Origin of the sequence: Bradyrhizobium sp. WBAH42 (assembly GCF_024585265.1) — a bacterium.
Classification (GTDB): domain Bacteria; phylum Pseudomonadota; class Alphaproteobacteria; order Rhizobiales; family Xanthobacteraceae; genus Bradyrhizobium.
This window is the reverse complement of record NZ_CP036533.1, coordinates 3,719,782-3,741,710: the sequence shown is the minus strand read 5'-3', so window position 1 is coordinate 3,741,710 and position 21,929 is coordinate 3,719,782. Positions and strand designations below refer to the sequence as shown.

21 protein-coding genes are annotated in these 21,929 nt (G+C 65.8%); 16 read left to right on the top strand and 5 right to left on the bottom strand.

Annotation, left to right across the window (positions count from 1 at the left end; translation table 11 throughout):
* Positions 1–24: 24 nt before the first annotated feature.
* Positions 25–1,353 (bottom strand): glycosyltransferase family 87 protein, encoded by a 1,329-nt coding sequence (locus DCG74_RS17400; RefSeq protein ID WP_172784177.1) that lies wholly within the window; start codon positions 1,351–1,353, stop codon positions 25–27.
* A gap of 140 nt (positions 1,354–1,493) precedes the next feature.
* The gene (locus DCG74_RS17395) at positions 1,494–3,116 is read right to left on the bottom strand and encodes a helicase HerA-like domain-containing protein (RefSeq protein ID WP_172784176.1); all 1,623 of its coding nucleotides are present in this window, start codon (positions 3,114–3,116) and stop codon (positions 1,494–1,496) included.
* 338 nt (positions 3,117–3,454) lie between these two features.
* On the opposite strand from DCG74_RS17395, the gene DCG74_RS17390 reads away from it, so the two are divergent.
* The 8 genes from DCG74_RS17390 to scpA all read left to right on the top strand — a co-directional run bounded on the left by DCG74_RS17390 (position 3,455) and on the right by scpA (position 10,800).
* The gene (locus DCG74_RS17390) at positions 3,455–3,820 is read left to right on the top strand and encodes a DUF2267 domain-containing protein (protein WP_172784175.1); all 366 of its coding nucleotides are present in this window, start codon (positions 3,455–3,457) and stop codon (positions 3,818–3,820) included.
* A 24-nt stretch (positions 3,821–3,844) separates the two neighbouring features.
* Positions 3,845–4,252, top strand: a complete 408-nt coding sequence (locus tag DCG74_RS17385; RefSeq protein WP_025035066.1) for a DUF4332 domain-containing protein — start codon at positions 3,845–3,847, stop codon at positions 4,250–4,252.
* A gap of 237 nt (positions 4,253–4,489) precedes the next feature.
* Positions 4,490–5,350, top strand: a complete 861-nt coding sequence (gene folP, locus DCG74_RS17380; RefSeq protein WP_172784174.1) for a dihydropteroate synthase — start codon at positions 4,490–4,492, stop codon at positions 5,348–5,350.
* Positions 5,347–5,715 (top strand): dihydroneopterin aldolase, encoded by a 369-nt coding sequence (gene folB, locus DCG74_RS17375; protein ID WP_025035064.1) that lies wholly within the window; start codon positions 5,347–5,349, stop codon positions 5,713–5,715. Before folP ends, folB begins: the two co-directional genes overlap by 4 nt.
* Position 5,716: 1 nt before the next feature.
* Entirely contained in the window at positions 5,717–6,208 is a 492-nt protein-coding gene (folK, locus tag DCG74_RS17370; protein WP_172784173.1) for a 2-amino-4-hydroxy-6-hydroxymethyldihydropteridine diphosphokinase, read from the top strand.
* Positions 6,209–6,289: 81 nt separating this feature from the next.
* Positions 6,290–8,161 carry a methylmalonyl-CoA mutase subunit beta gene (locus tag DCG74_RS17365; RefSeq protein WP_172784172.1) on the top strand — a complete coding sequence of 624 codons (1,872 nt, stop codon included), beginning with the start codon at positions 6,290–6,292 and terminating at the stop codon, positions 8,159–8,161.
* Positions 8,158–8,622, top strand: coding sequence for a GFA family protein (locus DCG74_RS17360; protein WP_018647959.1), 465 nt, complete (start codon positions 8,158–8,160; stop codon positions 8,620–8,622). Before DCG74_RS17365 ends, DCG74_RS17360 begins: the two co-directional genes overlap by 4 nt.
* Positions 8,623–8,643: 21 nt before the next feature.
* Entirely contained in the window at positions 8,644–10,800 is a 2,157-nt protein-coding gene (gene scpA, locus DCG74_RS17355; protein WP_172784620.1) for a methylmalonyl-CoA mutase, read from the top strand.
* Positions 10,801–10,919: 119 nt separating this feature from the next.
* On the opposite strand, the gene DCG74_RS17350 is transcribed toward scpA, so the two are convergent.
* The gene (locus DCG74_RS17350) at positions 10,920–11,399 is read right to left on the bottom strand and encodes an SRPBCC family protein (protein WP_172784171.1); all 480 of its coding nucleotides are present in this window, start codon (positions 11,397–11,399) and stop codon (positions 10,920–10,922) included.
* Between the two features lie 217 nt (positions 11,400–11,616).
* Between DCG74_RS17350 and DCG74_RS17345 the strand changes: the two genes are divergently transcribed.
* The 8 genes from DCG74_RS17345 (at position 11,617) to DCG74_RS17310 (ending at position 18,764) form a co-directional block, all read left to right on the top strand.
* On the top strand, positions 11,617–12,609 hold the full coding sequence (locus DCG74_RS17345; protein WP_172784170.1) for a tripartite tricarboxylate transporter substrate binding protein: 993 nt from the start codon (positions 11,617–11,619) through the stop codon (positions 12,607–12,609).
* Positions 12,610–12,770: 161 nt separating this feature from the next.
* Positions 12,771–13,262, top strand: coding sequence for a tripartite tricarboxylate transporter TctB family protein (locus DCG74_RS17340; RefSeq protein ID WP_172784169.1), 492 nt, complete (start codon positions 12,771–12,773; stop codon positions 13,260–13,262).
* Between the two features lie 4 nt (positions 13,263–13,266).
* Positions 13,267–14,778 (top strand): tripartite tricarboxylate transporter permease, encoded by a 1,512-nt coding sequence (locus DCG74_RS17335; RefSeq protein ID WP_172784168.1) that lies wholly within the window; start codon positions 13,267–13,269, stop codon positions 14,776–14,778.
* A gap of 97 nt (positions 14,779–14,875) precedes the next feature.
* Positions 14,876–15,190, top strand: a complete 315-nt coding sequence (locus DCG74_RS17330; protein WP_172784167.1) for a nucleotidyltransferase family protein — start codon at positions 14,876–14,878, stop codon at positions 15,188–15,190.
* Complete coding sequence (locus tag DCG74_RS17325) at positions 15,191–15,535, top strand: DUF86 domain-containing protein (protein WP_172784166.1); 345 nt, start codon at positions 15,191–15,193, stop codon at positions 15,533–15,535.
* Positions 15,536–15,556: 21 nt separating this feature from the next.
* Entirely contained in the window at positions 15,557–16,543 is a 987-nt protein-coding gene (meaB, locus tag DCG74_RS17320; RefSeq protein WP_172784165.1) for a methylmalonyl Co-A mutase-associated GTPase MeaB, read from the top strand.
* Positions 16,540–17,196: a pyroglutamyl-peptidase I gene (locus DCG74_RS17315; protein ID WP_172784164.1), complete on the top strand. Its 657-nt coding sequence runs from the start codon at positions 16,540–16,542 to the stop codon at positions 17,194–17,196. The genes meaB and DCG74_RS17315 overlap by 4 nt, the downstream gene beginning before the upstream one ends.
* A 197-nt stretch (positions 17,197–17,393) precedes the next feature.
* Positions 17,394–18,764, top strand: coding sequence for a TIGR03808 family TAT-translocated repetitive protein (locus tag DCG74_RS17310; protein ID WP_172784163.1), 1,371 nt, complete (start codon positions 17,394–17,396; stop codon positions 18,762–18,764).
* Between the two features lie 129 nt (positions 18,765–18,893).
* Here DCG74_RS17310 and DCG74_RS17305 read toward each other — a convergent pair whose 3' ends face one another.
* Both DCG74_RS17305 and DCG74_RS17300 read right to left on the bottom strand, forming a co-directional pair.
* Entirely contained in the window at positions 18,894–19,652 is a 759-nt protein-coding gene (locus DCG74_RS17305; protein WP_172784162.1) for a TIGR03809 family protein, read from the bottom strand.
* Between the two features lie 546 nt (positions 19,653–20,198).
* A complete protein-coding gene (locus DCG74_RS17300; protein WP_172784161.1) occupies positions 20,199–21,914 on the bottom strand; it encodes a S8 family serine peptidase in 1,716 nt (571 codons plus the stop codon).
* Positions 21,915–21,929: the final 15 nt, after the last annotated feature.

The window sequence follows — 21,929 nt, the reverse complement described above, 5'->3', positions numbered from 1 at the left end:
GATTGCTATCCTGGTTGTTGGGTCTCACGAGGTCCCGGGTTTTAACGCCGGCGCGGCCGCGGGGCTAGCCGCAAGCGGCGGATGCCGGATGTGCCAGGCGAGGCACCCTGCGAGGACCGCGGTCGCAGCGAGGTTGTTGCCCCAGGCTTGGATGACAATGGGAAACCACGGCAACGACAGCAGCATGAGGATGCCGGCGGCACCCAGCGCGAGCCAGGTTCCCAGGCGCACATGCGCTCGCTCGTCGAAGGCGGCGCGATGCATCAACACCGTCATCGGGAAGAACAGCCACATGAAGTAGTATTGCCGGGCCAGAGGCGAGGCCACCGTCATGAGGCAGAACAGGATGCCGAGCTCCTCGGCATCCGAGCGCGCCGTTCGCCGCGCTTGCCGCGGCATGATTGCGACGAAGCCGAGCCCGAGCAGCGCCGACAGCGCGAGCACGATCCAGTTCGCCGTCCTGTAGTCGACGTCGATGACGTTCATGGTGCGCGGCGGCTTCTTGGGATCGTCCTGATTGTAGTTGATCGGCCGCACCAGGCGATGCGTGACGGCAATCAGGGATTGGTTGACCCACGACCAGTTCTGCTCGCCACGCTGGCCAAAGCCTTTTTCCGAGCTCGTCCCGACCATGCCCTGGTACCATTTCGCAAGCTCGGCGGCGTTGCGCTCGAAGCCGCGGATCGGCGCCGGCACGAGGTAGAGAAGTATGCCGGTGAAGACGATCGTGCTGACAAGGGCGGCCCATTTGCGCCGCCACGCCAGATAAGGCAGCACCGCGACTGGAAACACCTTGATGGCGATGGCGAGTGCGAACATGAAGCCGGCGAGCCACGACCGTTGATGCCGCAGGCTCCAGAAGCCGTAGAGCATCATCGCCAGCAGCACGAGGTTCGGCTGGCCGAGGTCGAACATGTCGAACACGAAGGACACGGTGACGACGACCGGCAGCGCCTCCAGCCATCGACCCGGCGCGCGGCCCGAGCCGGTCATGACCTGGGAGAGGGCCCCGGTGCACCACCACGCCACGGCGTTCAGGATCGACAGGACGACATAGAGCGGGATCTTGCCGAACCAGCTCGGGATCGCCAGCAGGATCGCCGGCAGCGGCGGATAGATGAAATCGAAATAGTCCTCGGGCGCGGCAGGATAGAGCGGGTCACCCTGCAAGACCTGCTGTCCGGCCCAGTACCAGAGCGAATAGTCCTTGGTCTTGCCGCGTCCAAAAATCTCGGGAACGAGCACGTCGGCGGCCAGGAGGATGCAGCAGAACAGAAAAAGCAGATCCAGCGGCGCCCGCAACGACGGGCGTCTGGGTAGGTCAGGCTTGGCTAACGGGGAGGACGTGGTCACGGTGCGGTCCTGAGCGGCGATGACACAGGACGTAGCAGACCGGCAAGGGCTTGGAGAGTCCCCTCACCTGAATGTGTGACGTTCGGCCCTCCCAGATCGCGGGAGCGGTCGATCGATTGCCTTGCCGTGGGGCGTTCTGCCTACCGCCGCAGCAATCCGCCGAGCGCACCGCGGACCAGCGTGCGGCCGATCGAGCCGCCGAGCTGACCGCCGATCGACTTGCCGAGATTGGCGGCCATCCCGCCGATCACCTGGTTGGTGACCGATCGCGTCACGTCGCGGGCGATGACCTGGCCGGTCGACAGACGGCCTCGCTTGACGTTGGTGCCGAAGATGGTGCCGACGATCGAGCCGATCTGGCCGAGAACGCCGCCGCCGCCTCCGCCCGCGGGGCCATCGGCGGTCGCCGCCGTGCCGGCGATGCGCTTCTGGATCATCTCGTAGGCGGACTCCGCATCGACGGCCGTGTCATATTTGCCCTTCACCGGACTTGCCGCCATGATCGACTTGCGCTCGTCCGGCGTGATTGGTCCGATGCGGGCGGACGGCGGCCGGATCATCACCCGCTCCACCATCGAAGGCGTGCCGTTGCCCTCGAGGAAGGACACCAGCGCCTCGCCCTTGCCGAGCTCCGTGATCACCTTTGCGGTGTCGAGCCTCGGGTTGGGCCGGAAGGTCTGCGCCGCAGCGGCGACCGCCTTCTGGTCGCGCGGGGTGAAGGCACGCAAAGCGTGCTGCACCCGGTTGCCCAATTGTCCGAGCACGCGGTCGGGCACGTCGATCGGATTTTGCGTCACGAAGTAGACGCCGACGCCCTTGGAGCGGATCAGGCGGACCACCTGCTCGATCTTGTCCATCAGCGCCTTGGGCGCGTCATTGAACAACAGATGCGCTTCGTCGAAGAAGAACACCAGCTTCGGCTTGGGCAGATCGCCGGCTTCGGGCAGCTCCTCGAACAGCTCCGACAACATCCAGAGCAGGAAGGTCGCGTATAGCCTCGGGTTCTGGAGCAGCTTGTCGGCGACCAGGATGTTGACCATGCCGCGGCCGTCGCTGTCGGTCTTCATGAAGTCCTTGAGCGTCAGCGCCGGCTCGCCGAAGAATTTGGTGCCGCCCTGGTTCTCCAGCACCAGGAGCTGGCGCTGGATGGTGCCGACGGTGGCCTTGGTGACGTTGCCGAACCCCTGAGCGGCCTTGCGGATGGCGGAGAGCGGGTCCTGCTCCGCGTCCGCAGCCTTCTTTCCGCTGTCGGGCACGATGGCATCGAGCAGCGCCCGCAGATCCTTCATGTCCATCAAGGTCAGGCCGTTGTCGTCGGCGACGCGGAAGGCGACGTTGAGCACGCCTTCCTGCACGTCGTTCAGATCGAGCATGCGCGCGAGCAGAAGCGGCCCCATTTCCGTGACGGTCGCGCGCACGGGGTGGCCCTGCTCGCCGAATACGTCCCAGAACACCGTCGAGAACTGATCGGGCTGGAATCTCAGCCCCATTTCGTTGGCGCGCTTGACGATGAAGTCCTTGGGTTCGCCGATCTGGCAGATGCCGGCGAGGTCGCCCTTGATGTCGGCCGCGAAGACCGGAACACCGGCGCGTGCAAATCCTTCCGCCATCACTTGCAGCGACACGGTCTTGCCGGTTCCGGTTGCACCCGTGACGAGGCCGTGGCGATTGGCGAGCGCAAGCGTCAGCCAGGCCTGCTCGTCTCCCTTGCCGACGAAGATCTTGGCGTCGGTATCGCCGAGCTTGCTGTCCTGTGCGGTCATTATTCTCTCTGATCTCTCTGCCGAGTTTCGCGTATTGAAACTCAAATGCACCAGTTCCGTAGTTTAACGCATCTCGCGCGCCGATTAAATCGGTTCAGCGGCTCCTGCGCATGCGACATTATCGGACACCGATGGGCGAGATCAGCCGAAAGTCGGAACGCGGCGTTCGCAACGCGGCAATTTTTTGCCGATTCGTTCTAGGCTCTTGCACGGCGGCAACACTTTTCGCGCGTTCGCGACGGCGCATGCGTTCATCGCTTGTATTTCACGTCACACCGGCTCAAGATCGTTTTCGAAAGCAATATTCCGGAATGTAAACCGGCTGAGGGGCGGGTCTTATGGACGAGCTGATCGGACGGCTGGCGACAAACGCCAGCATAGACGGTGCTGTCGCTGAAAAGACCGTCGGCATCATCCTGGCCTTCCTTCGCAACGAGGGTCCTTCCGACACCGTGCAGGCCCTGATCGATCAGATCCCCGGAGCGGAAGCTGCGATCGAAGCGTCCAAGAGCGGTGGCGCCCTGTCGCGGCTGATGGGCGGCGGCTTGATGGCCGTCGGCACGCGCCTGATGAGCCTCGGGCTCGGCATGTCCGAGATTCAAAACGTCTCCCGTGAACTTTTCCGCTACGGGCGAGACAAAATCGGAGCGGATCAGATGGGCAAGATCATTGCGGGGACGCCGGGCCTCAGCCAGTTCGCCTGAGCGACGCTTTTCATATCGAGCATCATGACATATCCGATCTCCGAGATTGAGGGCCTGCCGGCCTTTGCCGCCAACAAGCTGAAGGCGCAAGGAATCCGCACCACGGACGCGCTGCTCGAGGCGGCCTCCACCGTGAAGGGCCGCAAGGCGCTTTCGGCCAAGACCGGCATCAGCGAGCAGCAATTGCTGGAATGGGCCAACGTCTCCGACTACATGCGCATCCCCGGCATGGGCAGGGCCAAGGTCGGGCTCGTCCGCGCCGCCGGCGTCACCACCGTGCGCGAGCTCGCCTATCGAAATCCGGCGAGACTGGCGCAGAGCATGCGCGAGGCCAACGAGAAGAAGAAGCTCGTCCGCCTCCTGCCTTCCGAGAAGTCGGTCGGCGACATCATCGCCAAGGCCAAGAAGCTGCCGCCGAAGATTACGTATTAGGCTGCGGGCCAAGCTGGAGAGGTGGGGCATCACTGCTCCCAGATCGTCATTGCGAGCGCAGCGAAGCAATCCAGAATCTTTCCGCGGTGACAGTCTGGATTGCTTCGCTGCGCTCGCAATGACGGAGTGTGGGCAAGAACATCGCGTCCTCTCGGCCGTCTGTGCGCATCGGAATGGCCGCGAATCGCCCTCAATCCCGGCTTGACACCCTCTTCGCGACCGCGCAAAGCGGGCCGCATGAATGCCTCGCCCTCCCCTTCCGTCCCGCCGGCCGGCTCGGCCGGGATCGACGCGCTGCGGACGCTCGTGGGCCGGCCGCTTCCTGCGGTGATGGGCGTGCTCAACATCACCCCGGATTCCTTCTCCGACGGCGGCGAGTTCATCGCGCCCGCGCGGGCGCTGGAGCGGGCGCGGGCGATGATCGCCGCCGGCGTCGACATCATCGATATCGGCGCCGAATCCACCCGGCCCTACCAGGGCGCCCGGCCGGTCACGGCGGCGGAGGAGCTCGCGCGGCTGAAGCCGGTGCTATCGGACATCGTGGCGCTCGGTGTGCCCGTCTCGATCGACAGCATGAAGGCGGAGGTGGTGGCCTTCGCGCTCGACCAGGGCGCGGCGATCGCCAACGACGTCTGGGGCCTGCAACGCGACGCCGAGATGGCGCCGCTGATCGCCGCCAGGGGCGTGCCCGTCATCGTCATGCACAACCGCGACAGCGTCGATCCCGCCATCGACATCGTCGCGGACATCAAGACGTTCTTCCTGCGCTCGCTGGACCTTGCCGCAAAAGCCGGCATCGCGCGCGACAAGATCGTGCTCGATCCCGGGATCGGCTTCGGCAAGACCGCCGAGCAGAGCATGACCGCACTGGCGCGCTTGCGCGAGCTCGACATGTTCGGCCTGCCGATCCTGGTCGGCGCCTCGCGAAAACGCTTCATCGTCACGGTGTCGCCGTCGGAGCCCTCGGAGCGGCTCGCCGGCTCGATCGCGGCGCATCTGATCGCCGCGCAGCGCGGTGCAAAGATCATCCGGACCCATGACGTCGCCGAAACCCTGCAGGCCCTGCGGGTGGCGCATGCCATCGAGAGCGAGCAATGACCGATACGATCTTCGTCACCGGCCTGTCGATCCATGCCCGCCACGGCGTGATGGATCACGAAACCGAGGTCGGCCAGCGTTTCGTCATCGATCTCGAGCTCTATACCGACCTGTCGGAGCCTGCGCGCAGCGACCGGCTCGCCGACACGGTGTCGTACGCTGAAGTCGTGGCGACGACGACGGCGGCGTTCAAGAACACCAATTACAAGCTCCTGGAGCGCGCGGCGGGCGCGGTGGCTGATGCGATCCTGTCGCACTTCCCGCGCATCCGCGCCGTGAAGGTCACGGTGCACAAGCCGCATGCGCCGATCGCCGCGATCTTCGACGATGTCGGTATCGTGCTGACACGCTCGCGGCACCCCTAATATGGCGAGCGTGCTGATCGCACTCGGCGGCAATGTCGGCGATGTCCGCGCGACGTTCAAAAAGGCGATCGCGCATATCTGCGGCATGGCACAGGGGGCACTGATCGCGCGCTCGTCCGACTATACGACCCCGCCCTGGGGCGACGAGAACCAGGATCCCTTCATCAATGCCTGTATCGAGATCGAGACCAGTCTCGATCCGCATGCGCTATTGTTCGTGCTGCAGAAAGTCGAGCAGAAATTCGGCCGCACACGCACCAAGGCGCGGCGCTGGGGCCCGCGCACGCTCGATCTCGATATGATCGCCTACGACGATGTCTCCTTGCAGAAGCCCGACCTGACGCTGCCGCATCCGCGCCTGTTCGAGCGCGCCTTCGTGCTGGTGCCGCTGGCCGAAATCGCACCGGACCGCGTGATCTCGGGCATTCGTGTGCGTGACGGGCTCGCCAGCGTCTCGACGCAAGGCATTGAGCGGCTTCCGGATACCGGTTAACCAAAAACAACCGTTTGCAGGAACGGTCCGCCGTGGCAATTTCGCCTGCGAATAACAAGACGTTCGGGAGCCCCGCGCCGCATGACCTCCGTGACTGACGACCTGCCGCTGGCGGCGGATTTTCCCAAGGCTACGCCTGAGGACTGGCGCAAGCTGGTCGACGGCGTGCTGAAGGGCGCGCCGTTCGAGAAGCTGGTCGGCAAGACCTATGACGGCATCAAGATCGAACCGCTCTATCCGCGCGCGAGGGGCGTTGCACCCGTGGTCGGACGGGCCGCGGCCGCGCCGTGGCAGATCGTGCAGCGGATCGACCATCCCGACGCTGCGCTCGCGAATGCGCAGGCGCTGCAGGATCTGGAGAACGGTGCAACCGGGCTTGCACTGGTGTTCGCCGGCGCCAATGGCGCGCGCGGTTTCGGCCTGGAACCTTCTGCCGACGCGGTTGCAAAGGTCTTGAAGGACATTCATCTCGACGCCGGGATCGGCATCGACCTCGAGATCGGACCGCAATCGCGGATGGCGGCGATCCATGTCGCGGAATATGTGAAGTGCAACGGCCTCGATCCCGCCGCCTGCAACATCCGCTTCGGGCTCGATCCGCTCGCGGCTGGCGCGGTGTGGGGCCACAGCCCCTATACTTGGGAGGAAATCGCCCCCGCGATCACGGGCGCCATCAAGGGCCTCGCCGGGCTCGGCTTCAGGGGGCCGTTCGCCTCCGCCGACGGCCGCGTGATCCATGATGCCGGTGGTTCGGAAGTGCAGGAGCTCGCCTTCGTGCTGGCCTGCGGCGTCGCTTATCTGCGCGCGATCGAAGGCGCGGGCATTCCGCTGGAAACCGCGCAGGGCATGGTCTATGCGCGGCTCGCCGCTGATGCCGACCAATTCCTGACCATGGCCAAATTCCGCGCGCTGCGGCTGTTGTGGGCGCGCATCGTGACCGCTTGCGGGCTCACGCCGAAACCGCTGTTCATCGCCGCCGATACGTCCTGGCGCATGCTGACGCAGCGCGATCCCTACGTGAACATGCTGCGCGCGACCGTGGCGACCTTCGCCGCGGGGCTCGCCGGCGCCAATGCCATCACCGTGCTGCCGCATACGTTGGCGCTCGGCCTACCCGATCCGTTCGCGCGGCGCGTGGCGCGCAGCACCCAGCTTTTGCTGCTGGAAGAAAGCAACCTCGCCAAGGTCAGCGATCCTGCGGCGGGCGCCGGCGGGATCGAGACGCTGACGGCGCAGCTGTGCGAAGCGGCCTGGGCGCTATTCCAGGAGAGCGAGAAATCCGGTGGCGCCTTCGCCGCGCTTCAGCAGGGTGTGTTCCAGAGCAAGGTCGCGGCCACGCGGAAGGCGCGCGAGGCTAATATCGCGAAGCGCCGCGACGTGCTGACCGGCGCCAGCGAGTTTCCGAACCTGCAGGAGAGCGAAGCCACTGTCCTGAAGGCAACGCCGATCGCGCTTCCGCCCTATGGCGAACAGACATACAAGTTCGAGGCGCTGGCGCCGATCCGTCTCGCGGAACCGTTCGAGGCGCTGCGCGACAAATCCGACGCGATGTTGAAGGCGCGGGGCGCACGGCCAAAGGTGTTCCTGGCCAATCTCGGCACGCCCGCCGATTTCACCGCGCGCGCGACGTTCGCCAAGAGCTTCTTCGAGGCCGGCGGCATCCAGGCGGTCGACAGCGAGGGCTTTGCCGATCCGGCCAAGCTGGCCGCGGCCTTCAAGGCCTCCGGCGCCGAGCTGGCCTGTCTGTGTTCCAGCGACAAGGTCTATGCGGAACACGCCGAAGCTGCGGCAAGGGCCCTGCAATCGAGCGGCGGGCGACATATCTATCTGGCAGGCCGCCCGGCTGAGGCCGAGGCGGCGCTGCGGGCCGCCGGCGTCACGGGTTTTGTCTTCGCCGGGGGTGATGCGGTTGTCACGTTGCAAGACGCCTATCGACGGATGGAAATGGCATGACCGAGACCAGCAAACCCGTTCTCACCGGTGGCTGCCAATGCGGCGCCGTGCGCTTTGCGCTGACGGCGTCGCCGAACAAGATTTCGATCTGCCACTGCCGGATGTGCCAGAAGGCCAGCGGCGCGCCGTTTGCCTCCTTCGCCGATATCGAGAAGACGGACTTTGCCTGGACCAAGGGCACGCCGTCGGCGTTCCAATCTTCGTCGATCGCGATGCGCGATTTCTGCGCCGCCTGCGGCACGCCCCTGAGCTTCCGCCGCATCGATGGCCCGCGCATCGAGATCATGACCGGCGCCTTCGACCGACCGGACCACGTGGTGCCGACCCGGCAATATGGCACCGAATCCCGCCTCGGCTGGGTGGTCGGCATCGCCAATCTGCCGAGCCAGACCACGCAGCAGAATTACGGACCGGAGAAGATGGCGACCATCGTCAGCCATCAGCATCCGGATCATGATTGAGCTTACGATATGGTTGAAGCCATGAGCCGCATTCCGAATTTCGCCGACATTGCCTTTGAGCGGCCAACCGTCGCTGCGCCTGCGGGCAGCGCCGAGCCGTGGCTGACGCCGGAGGGCATTCTGGTGAAGCCCGCTTATGGCGAGGCTGATGTCGCCGGGCTCGATTTCCTCGAAACCTATCCGGGCATCGCGCCCTATCTGCGCGGTCCCTACCCGACCATGTATGTCAACCAGCCCTGGACCGTCAGGCAATATGCCGGCTTCTCCACGGCGGAGGATTCCAACGCGTTCTACCGCCGCAACCTGGCGGCCGGGCAAAAGGGTCTCTCGGTCGCCTTCGATCTTGCCACCCATCGCGGCTACGACTCTGACCATCCGCGCGTCGGCGGCGATGTCGGTATGGCCGGCGTGGCCATCGATTCCATCTACGACATGCGCACGCTGTTTGCCGGGATTCCGCTCGATCAGATGAGCGTGTCCATGACCATGAACGGCGCGGTGCTGCCGATCCTCGCGCTCTACGTCGCCGCCGCCGAGGAACAGGGCGTGCCGCCGGAGAAGCTGTCGGGCACCATTCAGAACGACATTCTGAAAGAGTTCATGGTGCGCAACACCTACATCTATCCGCCGGCGCCCTCGATGCGGATCATCTCGGATATCTTCGCCTACACCTCCACGAGGATGCCGAAGTACAATTCCATTTCGATCTCCGGCTATCACATGCAGGAGGCCGGCGCGACGCAGGATCTCGAGCTCGCTTATACGCTCGCGGACGGCGTCGAATATCTGCGCGCCGGACTTGCCGCGGGGCTCGACGTCGACCGCTTCGCGCCGCGCCTGTCGTTCTTCTGGGCGATCGGCATGAACTTCTTCATGGAGGTCGCCAAGCTGCGCGCGGCGCGCCTGCTCTGGGCGAAGCTGCTGAAACCCTTCAACCCCAAGGACCCGCGCTCTCTCTCGCTGCGCACGCATAGCCAGACCTCGGGATGGTCGCTGACCGCGCAGGACGTCTTCAACAACGTGATGCGTACCACCGTGGAGGCGATGGCGGCGACGCAAGGCCATACCCAATCGCTGCACACCAACGCGCTCGACGAAGCGCTGGCGCTGCCGACCGACTTCTCGGCGCGCATCGCCCGCAACACCCAGCTGTTCCTGCAGCAGGAGAGCGGCACCACCCGCATCATCGATCCCTGGGGCGGCTCGTATTATGTCGAGCGGCTCACGCGCGACCTCGCCGCCAAGGCGTGGGGCCATATCCAGGAGATCGAGGAGCTCGGCGGCATGGCGAAGGCGATCGAAGCCGGCGTGCCGAAGCTGCGCATCGAGGAGGCCTCGGCCAAGACGCAAGCGCGGATCGACGCCGGCAAGCAGGCGGTGATCGGCGTCAACAAGTACAAGCCGACCGACGAGGACAAAATCGAGATCCTGAAGGTCGACAACACCAATGTCCGCCGGCTTCAGATCGACAAGCTCAAGCGGCTGAAGGCAGAGCGCAATCAGCAGGAGGTCGATGCCGCCCTCGCCGCGCTGACGCGCTCGGCCGGCGAAGGCAACGGCAATCTGCTCGCGCTCGCCATCGACGCGGCACGCGCCAAGGCGACCGTCGGCGAGATCTCCGACGCGATGGAGAAGGTGTTCGGCCGGCACCGCGCCGAGATCAAGTCCATCACCGGCGTCTACAAGCGGGAGGCGTCCAGCATGGGCACCCAGGTCGAGAAGGTTCAGGCGCTGATCGACGCCTTCGAGGAGGCGGAAGGCCGCCGCCCGCGCATCCTGGTCGCCAAGATAGGCCAGGACGGCCATGACCGCGGCCAGAAGGTGATTGCGTCAGCGTTCGCCGATATCGGCTTCGACGTCGACATCGGGCCGCTGTTTGCCACCGCCGACGAAGCCGCGCGGCAGGCGGTCGAGAACGACGTGCACATCCTCGGCGTCTCCTCGCTGGCAGCCGCCCACCTCACCGCCGTGCCTGAGCTGAAGGCCGCGCTGAAGAAGCAGGGCCGCGACGACATCATGATCATCGTCGGCGGCGTGGTGCCGCCGCAGGATTACGATGCGCTCTATGCCGCCGGCGCCGAGGCGATCTTCCCGCCCGGCACGGTGATTGCGGATGCGGCCGAGGAGCTGATCCGCAAGCTGAACGCCCGGCTGGGGCATAGCGAGGCGGCGGAGTAGCCTCTCCCTCGAGATCTTCTAAAGCGCGATGAGATTTGGACGAATCGTCATCGCGCCTTAGATCCTTGTTTGAGGATGATCCGCTCGGAAAACCGCGTCACACTTTTCCGGATCATGCTCTAACCAGATCGCGGACGGGTCCGGGCCAGGGTCCGTGCCAGTGAATCCGTCCAATCGGGAATCCAGGCGGCAAACAGGGCTTTCCAGCGCTCGGCGTCCGCAGCTTCGGTTTCGAGCGCGACCGACCATTCGATGAGGGTGCGGTCGCCTTCGACGATCGGACGCAGATGCATGGTGCCTTGGTAGCGCGCCGGCGCCGGACTCGGTCCGCCGTCGTCTTGCGGGTAGGGTATCGCCTCGAGACCGGCATAAGTGAGAGTGTGCTGCCGGTCCGAGTGATCGACCAGACGCTGGCGGATCAGGTTTCCGAGATAGCAGAAGCGCCTGATGGCGCCGACTTCATCGCCGCGCTTGTCATCTTCGATCTCGCTTTCGCTCACCCCGTCGATGTAAGCGGGGTAGTTGTTGAAATCGCGGATCAGCGACCAGACGTCGTTCAGCGGATGGTCCAGCACGGCGCTGTAATAGGCTTGGGTCATCGATGGCTTGCCTTTGGTTCTTCGTTACGCGCTGAAGTTGGCTTCGCGCGCGGACAAAACCCACCCGATTTCCGACCCCCATTCGCGGGCCGTCTGCTTTCACACAACATGGCGCTTCCAGTTGGTAGCGCTACCTTGCAGCGGCGACGCAAAGCCGACTAGAATGCCGGCGTTGACAAGAGCGTCCGACATCACGGGCGCCGCTGGGAGGCATTCAATGTCCAAGATTTCGCGCCGCAACTTTGCGGCTTCCACCGCCACAGTCGCGGCATCCGCCGCTTTCGGCTTCAAGCCCGCACTTGCGCAAGCCTATCCGGCCCGTCCGGTCACCGTGATCGTGCCCTGGGGCGCCGGCGGCGGCACCGATGCCACCGCGCGCATCGTCGCGGCGCTGCTGGAGAAGGACCTCGGCCAGCCGTTCAACGTGGTCAACCGCACCGGCGGCTCCGGCGTGGTCGGCCACAGCGCGATCGCGACCGCGCAGCCCGACGGCTACACCATCGGCATGCTCACGGTCGAAATCTCGATGATGCACTGGCAGGGCCTCACCGACCTGACGCCGAAGAGCTACACGCCGCTGGCACTGATGAACGAGGATCCGCCCGGCATCCAGGTCTCCTCCTCCTCGCCCTACAAGACGGTCAAGGAGCTCGCCGATGCGATCAAGGCGGCGCCTCCCGGCAAGTTCAAGGCCTCCGGCACCGGCCAGGGCGGCATCTGGCATCTGGCGCTGGTCGGCTGGATGCAGGCGATGGGCCTGCCTGCCAACCAGGTCGCCTGGGTGCCGTCGAATGGCGCAGCACCCGCGATGCAGGATCTTGCCGCCGGCGGTCTCGACCTCACCACCTGCTCGGTGCCGGAGGCGCGCGCGATCATCGAGGCCGGCAAGGCCAGGAGCCTCGCCATCATGGCGCCCGCGCGCAACCCGGTGTTCAAGGACGTGCCGACGCTGAAGGAGGCCATGGGCATCGACTACGCAACCGGCGCCTGGCGCGGCATTGCCGGGCCGAAAAATCTGCCGCCGGAGATCGCAACGAAGCTCACGGCGGCGCTGAAGAAGGTCTACGACTCGGCCGAGTTCAAGGATTTCATGAGCAATCGCGGCTTCGGCACCGTGTGGGGCGATGCGGCCCACTTCGCGGACTTCATGGACAAGGGCGATGCCCAGATGGGCGAGGCGATGAAGGCCGCGGGCCTGAGCAAGGCGTGAAGGACTGAGCTCTTGCCACATCGTCATTGCGAGCGCAGCGAAGCAATCCAGAATCCCTCCGCAGAACGACTCTGGATTGCTTCGCTACGCTCGCAATGACGGAGTGCATATTCGATAGCCCCGCCGCGCGCGAGGCAGAACATCTCTCACAGGGCCCTCCCATGCGTCTTCCCGACTCCGTCACGGGATCGTTTCTCGTCGTGCTCGGCGCGGCTGCCGCCTATGGCGGCTACATTCTGCCGCCGGTGCCTGGGCAGCCGGTCGGCCCCAACGTATTTCCGCTGGTGATCGGCTGCGGCCTTGCGCTGTGCGGGCTCGCGATCGTGTTCGGCATCGGCCATTCGTTCGAGGAGGAGGAAGAGCTGGTGCCGTTCGAGGACGGCCAGGCGGCAGCCCCGCCGCCGCAGAGCAAGCTCTACGGCCTACGCGCGCTGCTGCCACCGGCGCTGCTGCTGTTCTATGTATTTGCCGCCGACAGGCTCGGATTCATCATCACCGCGGCGATCATGGTCTACGTGACCTCGACCGCGCTCGGAGCCAAGTGGAAGCTGGCGCTGCCGCTCGCGATGCTCTCGCCGTTCGCCATTCACCTCATCTTCGGCAAGCTGCTCCGCGTGCCGCTTCCCGCCGGCCTGTTGCCGACGCCCTGGTAATCCCATGCTGAAGACCCTGATTGATGCCTTCGCGCTGATCTCCACCTGGGAGGTCATCATCGCGATGATCGCGGCCTCCGTGTACGGCCTCGTGATCGGCTCGCTGCCGGGCCTGTCGGCGACGATGGCGACCGCCCTGCTCGTCCCCGTCACCTTCTATCTGTCGCCGATCGCGGCGATCGCGACCATCGTCGCGGCCTCCTCGATGGCGATCTTCTCCGGCGACATTCCCGGCGCGCTGCTGCGCATCCCGGGCACGCCCGCCTCCGCCGCCTATGCGGATGAAGCCTACGCCATGACGCGCAAAGGCCAGGCCGAGCTGGCGCTAGGGGCCGGCGTCTGGTTCTCCGCCGTCGGCGGCATCGCCGGCGTGCTGTCGCTGATGATCCTGGCGCCGCCGCTCGCCGAGATCGCATTGTCGTTCTCGACCTTCGAATATTTCTGGCTGGCGCTGCTCGGCCTGATGTGCGCGACCCTGGTGGCGCGTTCCTCGCCGGTGAAGGCGATCGCCGGCATGTTCATCGGCCTGCTCGTCTCCTGCATCGGCATCGAGAATCCCGGCGGCATCCCGCGCTTCACCTTCGGCCTCACCGATCTGTTCGGCGGCATCGAGCCGATCCCGGCCCTCGTCGGCGTGTTCGCGGTGGCGCAGGTGATGCGCGCGATGCTGACGCCAGAACCACCACCCCTGCCGCGACGAAAATTCGGGAGCATCATGGCCGGCCAATGGAGGCTGACCAAGCTCTATCACTGGCAGATGACGCGCGGGAACATCGTCGGCATCATCATCGGCGTACTGCCCGGCGCCGGCGCCGACATGGCCGCCTGGGTCTCCTACGCGATGTCCAAGCGCTTCTCCAAGGAGCCGGAAAAGTTCGGCACCGGCCACGTGGAGGGCCTGGTCGAGGCCGGCGCCAGCAACAATGCCAGCATCGCCTCGGGCTGGGTGCCTTCGCTGCTGTTCGGCATTCCCGGCGACACCATCGCCGCGATCGCGATCGGCGTGCTCTACATGAAGGGGCTCAATCCCGGCCCGACGCTGTTCACCGAGAAGGCGTCGAGCATGTACGCGATCTATCTGATGTTCATCATCGCAAACATCCTGATGATCCCGCTTGGCATCGCCATGATCCGGGTCGCCGCCTATATCCTGCTGGCGCCGCGCTCGGCCATCATGCCGATCATCATGCTGTGCTGCGCGGTCGGCTCGTTTGCGATCGGCAACAACATGTTCGGCGTCGTCACCGTCGCCGCCTTCGGCGTGATCGGCTATGTCATGGAGGCGAACGGTTATCCGGTCGCCGCGATGGTGCTCGGCATCGTCATGGGCACCATGGTCGAGCAGGCCTTCGTCACCTCGCTGATCAAGTCGGACGGCAGCATTTTGCCGTTCTTCGAGCGCCCGGTCGCGGCCATCCTCGCTGCCATGGCGATCGGCGCGCTGCTGTGGCCGGTGATGGTGTGGGTCTGGCGCAAGGTGAAACCAGCGCAGACGGTCGCCGCAACGACCCGGTGATATCGCCCGGGCGCGGGCCTCGCCTGCCCCCGGCCGGGTCAGCAGAACTGTCTCCGTATCGCTGGGCCGGGCGGCTGCGCTGTGCTAATATCCGGCCATGACCGATGTCGCAGACATTCCACTCCAAACTCTCATCGGGAAGCTCCGAGAGCTTGCTCCCGCCTTGAGGGCTGCGGGCGTGAAACGGCTGCACATCTTCGGATCGCGTGCCCGCGGTGACGCGCGGCCGGACAGTGACCTCGACGTGTTGGTCGAAACGACCTCGCGCGAGGAAGCGCCGCGGTTCGACTATTTTGAGGTCCTACACCTGATCGAGGATCATGTCGGCGTTCGAGTGCAGGTATCGATGCGCGACTTGCTGAAGCCGCGCATGGCCGAGCGGATCGCGGACGATCTGATCGAGGTCTTCTGAATGCCGCCGACCGTCGAAGACCGGCTACTCGACATTCTGGAAGCCATATCGGACATCGAAAGCGTCACGAAGGGCCTCACATTCGATCAATTTGTCTCCGAAAAGACCTCCCGCCTCGCAATCGAACGGCTTCTCGAGATCATCTGCGAGGCATCGAGATTCATCCCGGATGAGGTCAAGCGAACGGAGCCTGGAATCGACTGGCGCAAGATGATCGACTTTGGAAATCTTCTGCGTCATGCCTATCATATGACGAAGGCCGAGATCGTTTGGGATATCATTCAAACACACCTTCCACCGTTGAAATCCTGCGCTGAGAGACACGTTCGCATGTCAGGCCGCTAGCGGCTGGACGCGAAAGCAACGATGACCACTCCCAAATCCATCGACATCAAATCCCTCGCCCGCGACCTCCGCACCGGCAGCCGCGCGGCGCTTGCGCGGGCGATCACGCTGGTGGAGAGCCGGCGCGGCGACCACCAAGCGCTGGCGCGGGAGCTGGTGCAGATGCTGCTGCCCGACACCGGCAAGGCGTTCCGCGTCGGCATCACGGGCTCGCCCGGCGTCGGGAAATCCACCACGATCGATGCGCTGGGTACGTATTTGATTGAACAGGGCCACAAGGTCGCGGTGCTCGCGGTCGATCCGTCCTCGGCGCGCAGCGGCGGCTCGATCCTCGGCGACAAGACCCGGATGGCGCGGCTGTCGGCCGCGAACGACGCCTTCATCCGCCCCTCGCCCTCCTCCGGCACGCTCGGCGGCGTTGCGGCGAAGACGCGGGAGGCGATGCTGCTGTGCGAGGCCGCCGGCTTCGGCGTCGTGCTGGTCGAGACCGTCGGCATCGGCCAGTCCGAGACCGCCGTCTGCGACATGACCGACTTCTTCCTTGCCCTCATGCTGCCGGGCGGCGGCGACGAGCTGCAGGGCATCAAGAAGGGCCTGGTCGAGCTCGCCGACATGATCGCGATCAACAAGGCCGACGGCGACAATCTCAAGCGCGCCAAGATCACCGCTGCCGACTATCGCGGCGCGCTGCATATCTTGGCGCCGCGATCGGAGCATTGGCATCCGCCGGTCGAGACCTATTCGGCGCTGACCGGCGACGGCATCGCAAGGATCTGGCAGAAGGTTCTGGATCACCGCAAGGCGATGAGCGCGTCCGGCGATTTCGCCGCGCGGCGGCGCGAGCAGCAGGTGAAGTGGATGTGGTCGATGCTGGAGCAGCGCATGCTGGCGAGGCTCCGCAGCGAGGCATCGGTGCGGACGAAAGTCCGCAAGATCGAGGCCGAGGTCGCCGATGGCCATCTCACGCCGGCACTCGCCGCCGAGCAGATCCTGGAGTTGCTGCAATGAGCGACAAGCTCCGCATTCTCCTCACCGGCTTCGGTCCGTTTCCCGGCGCGCCCTATAATCCGACCCAGCCGCTGGTGGCGCGGCTGGCGCAATTGCGCCGGCCCGCGCTCGACGATGTCGCGCTATCGAGCCACATCTTCCCGGTCACCTATGCCGCGGTCGACCGCCAATTGCCTGAAATGCTCGCTGCGCAAAAGCCCGACGCGCTCCTGATGTTCGGCCTCGCCGCACGCACGCCTTACCTGCGCATCGAGACGCGGGCGCGCAACGCGGTCACCATGCTCTGGCCCGATGCCGCCAACACCCGCTCGGCAAAGCGCGGCATCGCCGGCCATGCGGACGCGATGATGTTCGGCCCGCACACGGCAAGGCTGCTGCGCGCCGCGCGCCTCACCGGCATCGACGCGCGCCCCTCGCGCGATGCCGGCGCCTATCTCTGCAACTATCTGAGCTGGCGCGCGATCGAGCACGTGAAGGCGGGCGGGCCGCGGCTTGCGGCGTTCATCCACATTCCCTTGCTTGCGCGCAGCGGCGCCGTTAGCCGCAAGGGCGCAGCCCGCATCACGCTGGAGGAGCTGGTGGATGCGGGGGAAGCGATGCTGATGGAGATGGTGCAGTTGGCACGGAAGGCGCGGAACATACCGGTCTCGTAGGGTGGGCAAAGGCGCGCAGCGCCGTGCCCACCATGCATCGCTTGGGCGCGGACAATGGTGGGCACGCTACGCTTTGCCCACCCTACGGCACCGTCTCTTGCGTAAACATTTAACCCTACCGCCAACAATCCTCACGGTCCTCGCCCTGCTGAGCTACGAAACCGCTGCGGACCCCCGCGTCCGCCGGAGGACGCGTCATGGACCTCAATCGCCGTCATCTCATCGGGGCTTCGACCGCCGGCATTGCCGGTGCCCTCGCCATGCCTGTTGACGCCGCGCGCGCCGCGCCGCTGACGTCGATGCTCGGCCGCGATGCCACGCAATACGGCGTGCGGCCCGGCAGCAGCGAGGACCAGACGCGCGCACTGCAGCGCGCCATCGACGAGGCCGCGCGCGCGCAAATGCCGCTCGCCTTGCCACCCGGCGTGTACCGGACCGGCCTGTTGCGGCTGCCGAACGGCGCGCAGCTGATCGGCGTGCGCGGCGCGACCAAGCTCGTCTTCACCGGCGGGGCCGCGGCGATCCAGAGCGACGGCTCCGATGCGATCGGCATCACCGGCATCACCTTCGACGGCGGCGGCATTGCGCTGCCGACACGGCGCGGCCTGATCCACGTCCTCGGCGGGCGCGATGTGCGCATCACCGATTGCGAGATCACGAGCTCGGGCGGCAGCGGCATCTGGCTCGAGCAGGTCGCGGGCGACATCTCCGGCAATATCTTCACCGGCATCGCGGTGACGGCGGTTGTGTCGTTCGACGCCAGGGGCCTCTGTGTCTCCCGCAACACGATTCTCGGCACCAACGACAACGGAATCGAGATCTTGCGCAATGCGATCGGCGATGACGGCACGCTGGTCGTCGACAACCGCATCGAGAACATCAAGGCCGGCCCCGGCGGCTCGGGCCAATACGGCAATGCCATCAACGCCTTTCGCGCCGGCAATGTGATCGTGCGCGGCAACCGCATCAGGAATTGCGACTATTCGGCTGTGCGCGGCAACTCGGCCTCGAACATCCATATCACGGGCAACAGCGTCAGCGACGTGCGCGAGGTCGCGCTCTATTCCGAATTCGCGTTCGAAGCCGCCGTGATCGCCAACAACATTGTCGACGGCGCGGCCGTCGGCGTCTCCGTCTGCAATTTCAACGAGGGCGGCCGCATCGCGGTGGTCCAGGGCAACATCATCCGCAACCTGGTCCCGAAGCGGCCGATCGGCACCGCGCCTGACGACGATGCCGGCGTCGGCATCTACATCGAGGCGGACTCCTCGGTGACCGGCAACGTCATCGAGAACGCGCCGTCCTACGGCATCGTCGCCGGCTGGGGCAGATATCTGCGCGATGTCGCGATCACGGGCAACGTGATCCGCAAGGCGCTGGCCGGCGTCGGCGTCTCCGTGGTGCCGGGCGCCGGCACCGCGCTCGTCAACAACAACATGATCTCCGAGACGCCGCGCGGTGCCGTGGTCGGCCTCGATCACGCCCGTGCGGTGACGTCGGACCTGTCGGCCGACGGCGCACAACGCTTCGCGCAGCTGCTGGTCGGCGGCAATGCGGTGCGAAGGTAGGCGTGGTTGACGGCCGGGCCCTGCATCCTTCGAGGCTCCTCATGGGACGCACTGCGTCCCATGCCTCGCACCTCAGGATGACGGAGCGACAGGTGCGGCTGCCTCCCGTTTTGCCCTCGCGACGGAGCGTTAGAACGCGTTCCGCAGCAGCGGGTATTTCGCTTCCAGGCCGTCGAGGCTGAAGGTGAATTCGACGACGCGCTCGGGGGCGGCGACGATTTCCTCGGCGGGCGGAGCGAACTGCGGCAGGAGCGCCGCCATCGCTGCAGGCGCCGTCCTCGGCGGCTGCGCGGCAGGCACCGGCGGCCTCACTTCCGGCGCGGTGAATGGCGCGGTTGCGGCCGGCTCCGCGCGCGGCGATCTCACGGCAGGTGCGGTGAACGGTGCCTTCGCAGCGGGAGCCTTGAGCGGCGGCATCTCGGCAGGCGCGGTGAACGACGGCCAAGCCACCGGCATGGCAAGCGGCGCGATCGGGGCTTCGGTGATCTCCGCGAGCACGTCGGGCTTCGGATCGAGCCTGACCGGCGTGGCGGTCGCGGGAGCGATATGAACGGCCTTGGGCTGCAAGGTCTTGGGCTGCACGGTCTGCGCCTGCTCGCGCGGCGCCCTGCGGGGCATCGTCGCCGGCGACCAACCGAATGCCGGCGTCACGCTCGCGGCCGCCTCGGCGACGTCCCCGCCGGTCGCAAGCGCGCGCCAGGTCTGGACGGCGCGCTTGGCTTCCTGGATGTTTTCGAGGAACGCGATCTCGGAATGATAGCGGCGCCAGCGGCCGGTCTCGAACATCTCGGAGAGATGTTGCAGGCGCTGTTCGGCGAGAGCGCACCAACGCGCCGCGATTTGGCGGCTGCCAGCCGCGTCGCGAACGAACTCTTGGCGATGTGTCATGAACCAGCCCGTCAGGAGAAAACACGGACGCGGGGGACGCAACGCACACGAATCAATTTAGACGCGACATGAATATTTTGTGGAAAAGTTTTGACTTGTCCAGCAACGACGCGGCATTGGTCGTCAAACACCGTAGTCGTGCGGTGATTTTCCGTGTTTTCGAGTCAAGCTTCGCACAAGCATAACGGAGTTGCGGCGCGCTCCGCGCGCGGCGGCGACCGACGCCGCGGCGACCTTCAACCGCAAGCTGAACGGAAGCGAAGCTTCAAAAGATCGGACGCCAGATTCCTGTTTTGACGCGTTTTTCCTCACGCGAACCGGCATCCACTTCGGTCAAAAACGCTCTGAAAAGAAAAGACCCGTCCGGGGGGACAACCGGACGGGTCGAGCCATATGGGCGCTTGGGGTGGATGGGCGCTCGCGCCTGATATGACTGATGGGGAGGGATGACCGCTCCCACATCAGTTGGTCGTGGCAGCGGGCTCAACGTTCAATGCGGGGTCTGATTTTTTGACCTTCGGCGCGCGCGCAAAGTTGTCGCAGCGACTATCGCGTCGCCGGCCTATCTGCCTGAGAAATCGCGGCTTTATCGGCTGTGCTCGACAGCGAGGGCTGTTCGATCGCGCGAATGCCGGGCTCGTCGCGACGCTTGTCGGCATCTTCACGTTTTGTTGTACCCGAGGCAGCAGCGACCGGCGTCGCGCTGTCGACGGGAATAGCCATGACGGCGGCAAACGCGTCGGCCTGACCGTCGCCGAAGAGGTCGTCACGCCCGGGGGAGCCGAGGTCGCGCGCGGTCTTCACCAGTGTCATGCGCAGCGCTTCCGGCTTGAGTGCGTAATTGCGCTCGAGCAGCAGCGCCGCGACGCCGGAGACATAGGCGGCGGAGAACGAGGTTCCCGACGTCATCTGGTACTTGCCGTCGGGTGCCGGCAGGAAGATGTCGACGCCGGGGGCCGCGACGGCGATGTAGTTGCCGCGGTTGGAGGCGGCGAACAGCCTGTCCTGCTGATCCGTCGCGCTGACTGCAATCACGTTGGGGTTGGCGGCCGGATAGAGCGGCGGCGATTTCGCGCCGGCATTGCCGGCGGCCGCGATCAGCACGAGACCTCGCGCGGCCGTCGCCGCGATCGCGCGCTCGATCACCGCGTCCTTCGGACCGGCAAAGCTCATATTGACGATCTGCGCGCCGTGCTCGGCGGCGTAATTCAGGGAACGCAGGATGATGTAGGACGAGCTCTCGGCGCCGCCATTGGCACCGCCGAAGGCCCGGATGGCGATGATGCGGGCCTCGGGCGCGCTGCCCATCAGACGGGCATGGGCCGCGATCGCCCCGGCGATGCCGGTACCATGGACGTGCGGTCCTTCGGCACTGCCGAGGGCGTCGAAATTGTCGGCGATGGAATTGGCGAGCTCGGGATGCCGGGCGTCGACGCCGGAATCGATCACGGCGATCGTGACGTTGGCCCCGTGCGCCAGCGTATGCGCCTGCGGCAGGCGGAGCTTTGCCAGCGCATATTGCGCAGGATCGCCCTCGGTCGTGGCAGCCGATTTCTGGTCCTGGAGCACGTAGCGGAAGTTCGGCTGCAGCGAGCGCACGCTGCCGTCGGCCGCGAACTCGCGCCGCACGGTTTCGTATGGCCGGCCATCGGCAATGCGGAACAGGCCGAACGTGGCTCCGATCAGCGGGAAATTCTCGGAAGCGAGGCGGGTCAGGCCGTGGCGACGCGCCAGCTCGTCGGCCTCGGCGGTCGACAGCACGCCGTCGATCTCGGCGACGAATTCGCCTGCGAAGCTGCGCGAGGTCAGCGCGACCGGCGTATCGTTGCCGCGCCCCTTGCCGGCGCTCTTCTTGCCAGATTTTCCGGTGCCCTCGCCGCCCGCGTTCGGCTGCGCCAGGCATTCGCCGTCGGCAGCACGGTAGGGCGCGGTGCAGGCCGGATAGAGGTTCGGCGAGTAACGCGCGTAGGGCAGCACCGGCGTCGTCGGGCGGATGCGCGACGTCGTGGTACGCGGAATGGTCGCCATCGTCCGCGGGCCGCGGTCGACGCTTACCGCGCGCGCAGCGATGTTCGGGCTGACCCGCGGGGTGATGTTGGGAGAGATGGTCGGCGTGCGCGAGGGCACACTGATCGTGGGGGTGCGCATGATCGCCTGCGCCTGCGCAACCTCGACGCCGAGACAGGAGGCGACCAAAAAGGCAACGCCGACGGATGAAGCGCGGATCCCGGTGCGCACCCAGCTCTCGGATTTGCCCGTCATCGGTTTAGCGGCGCG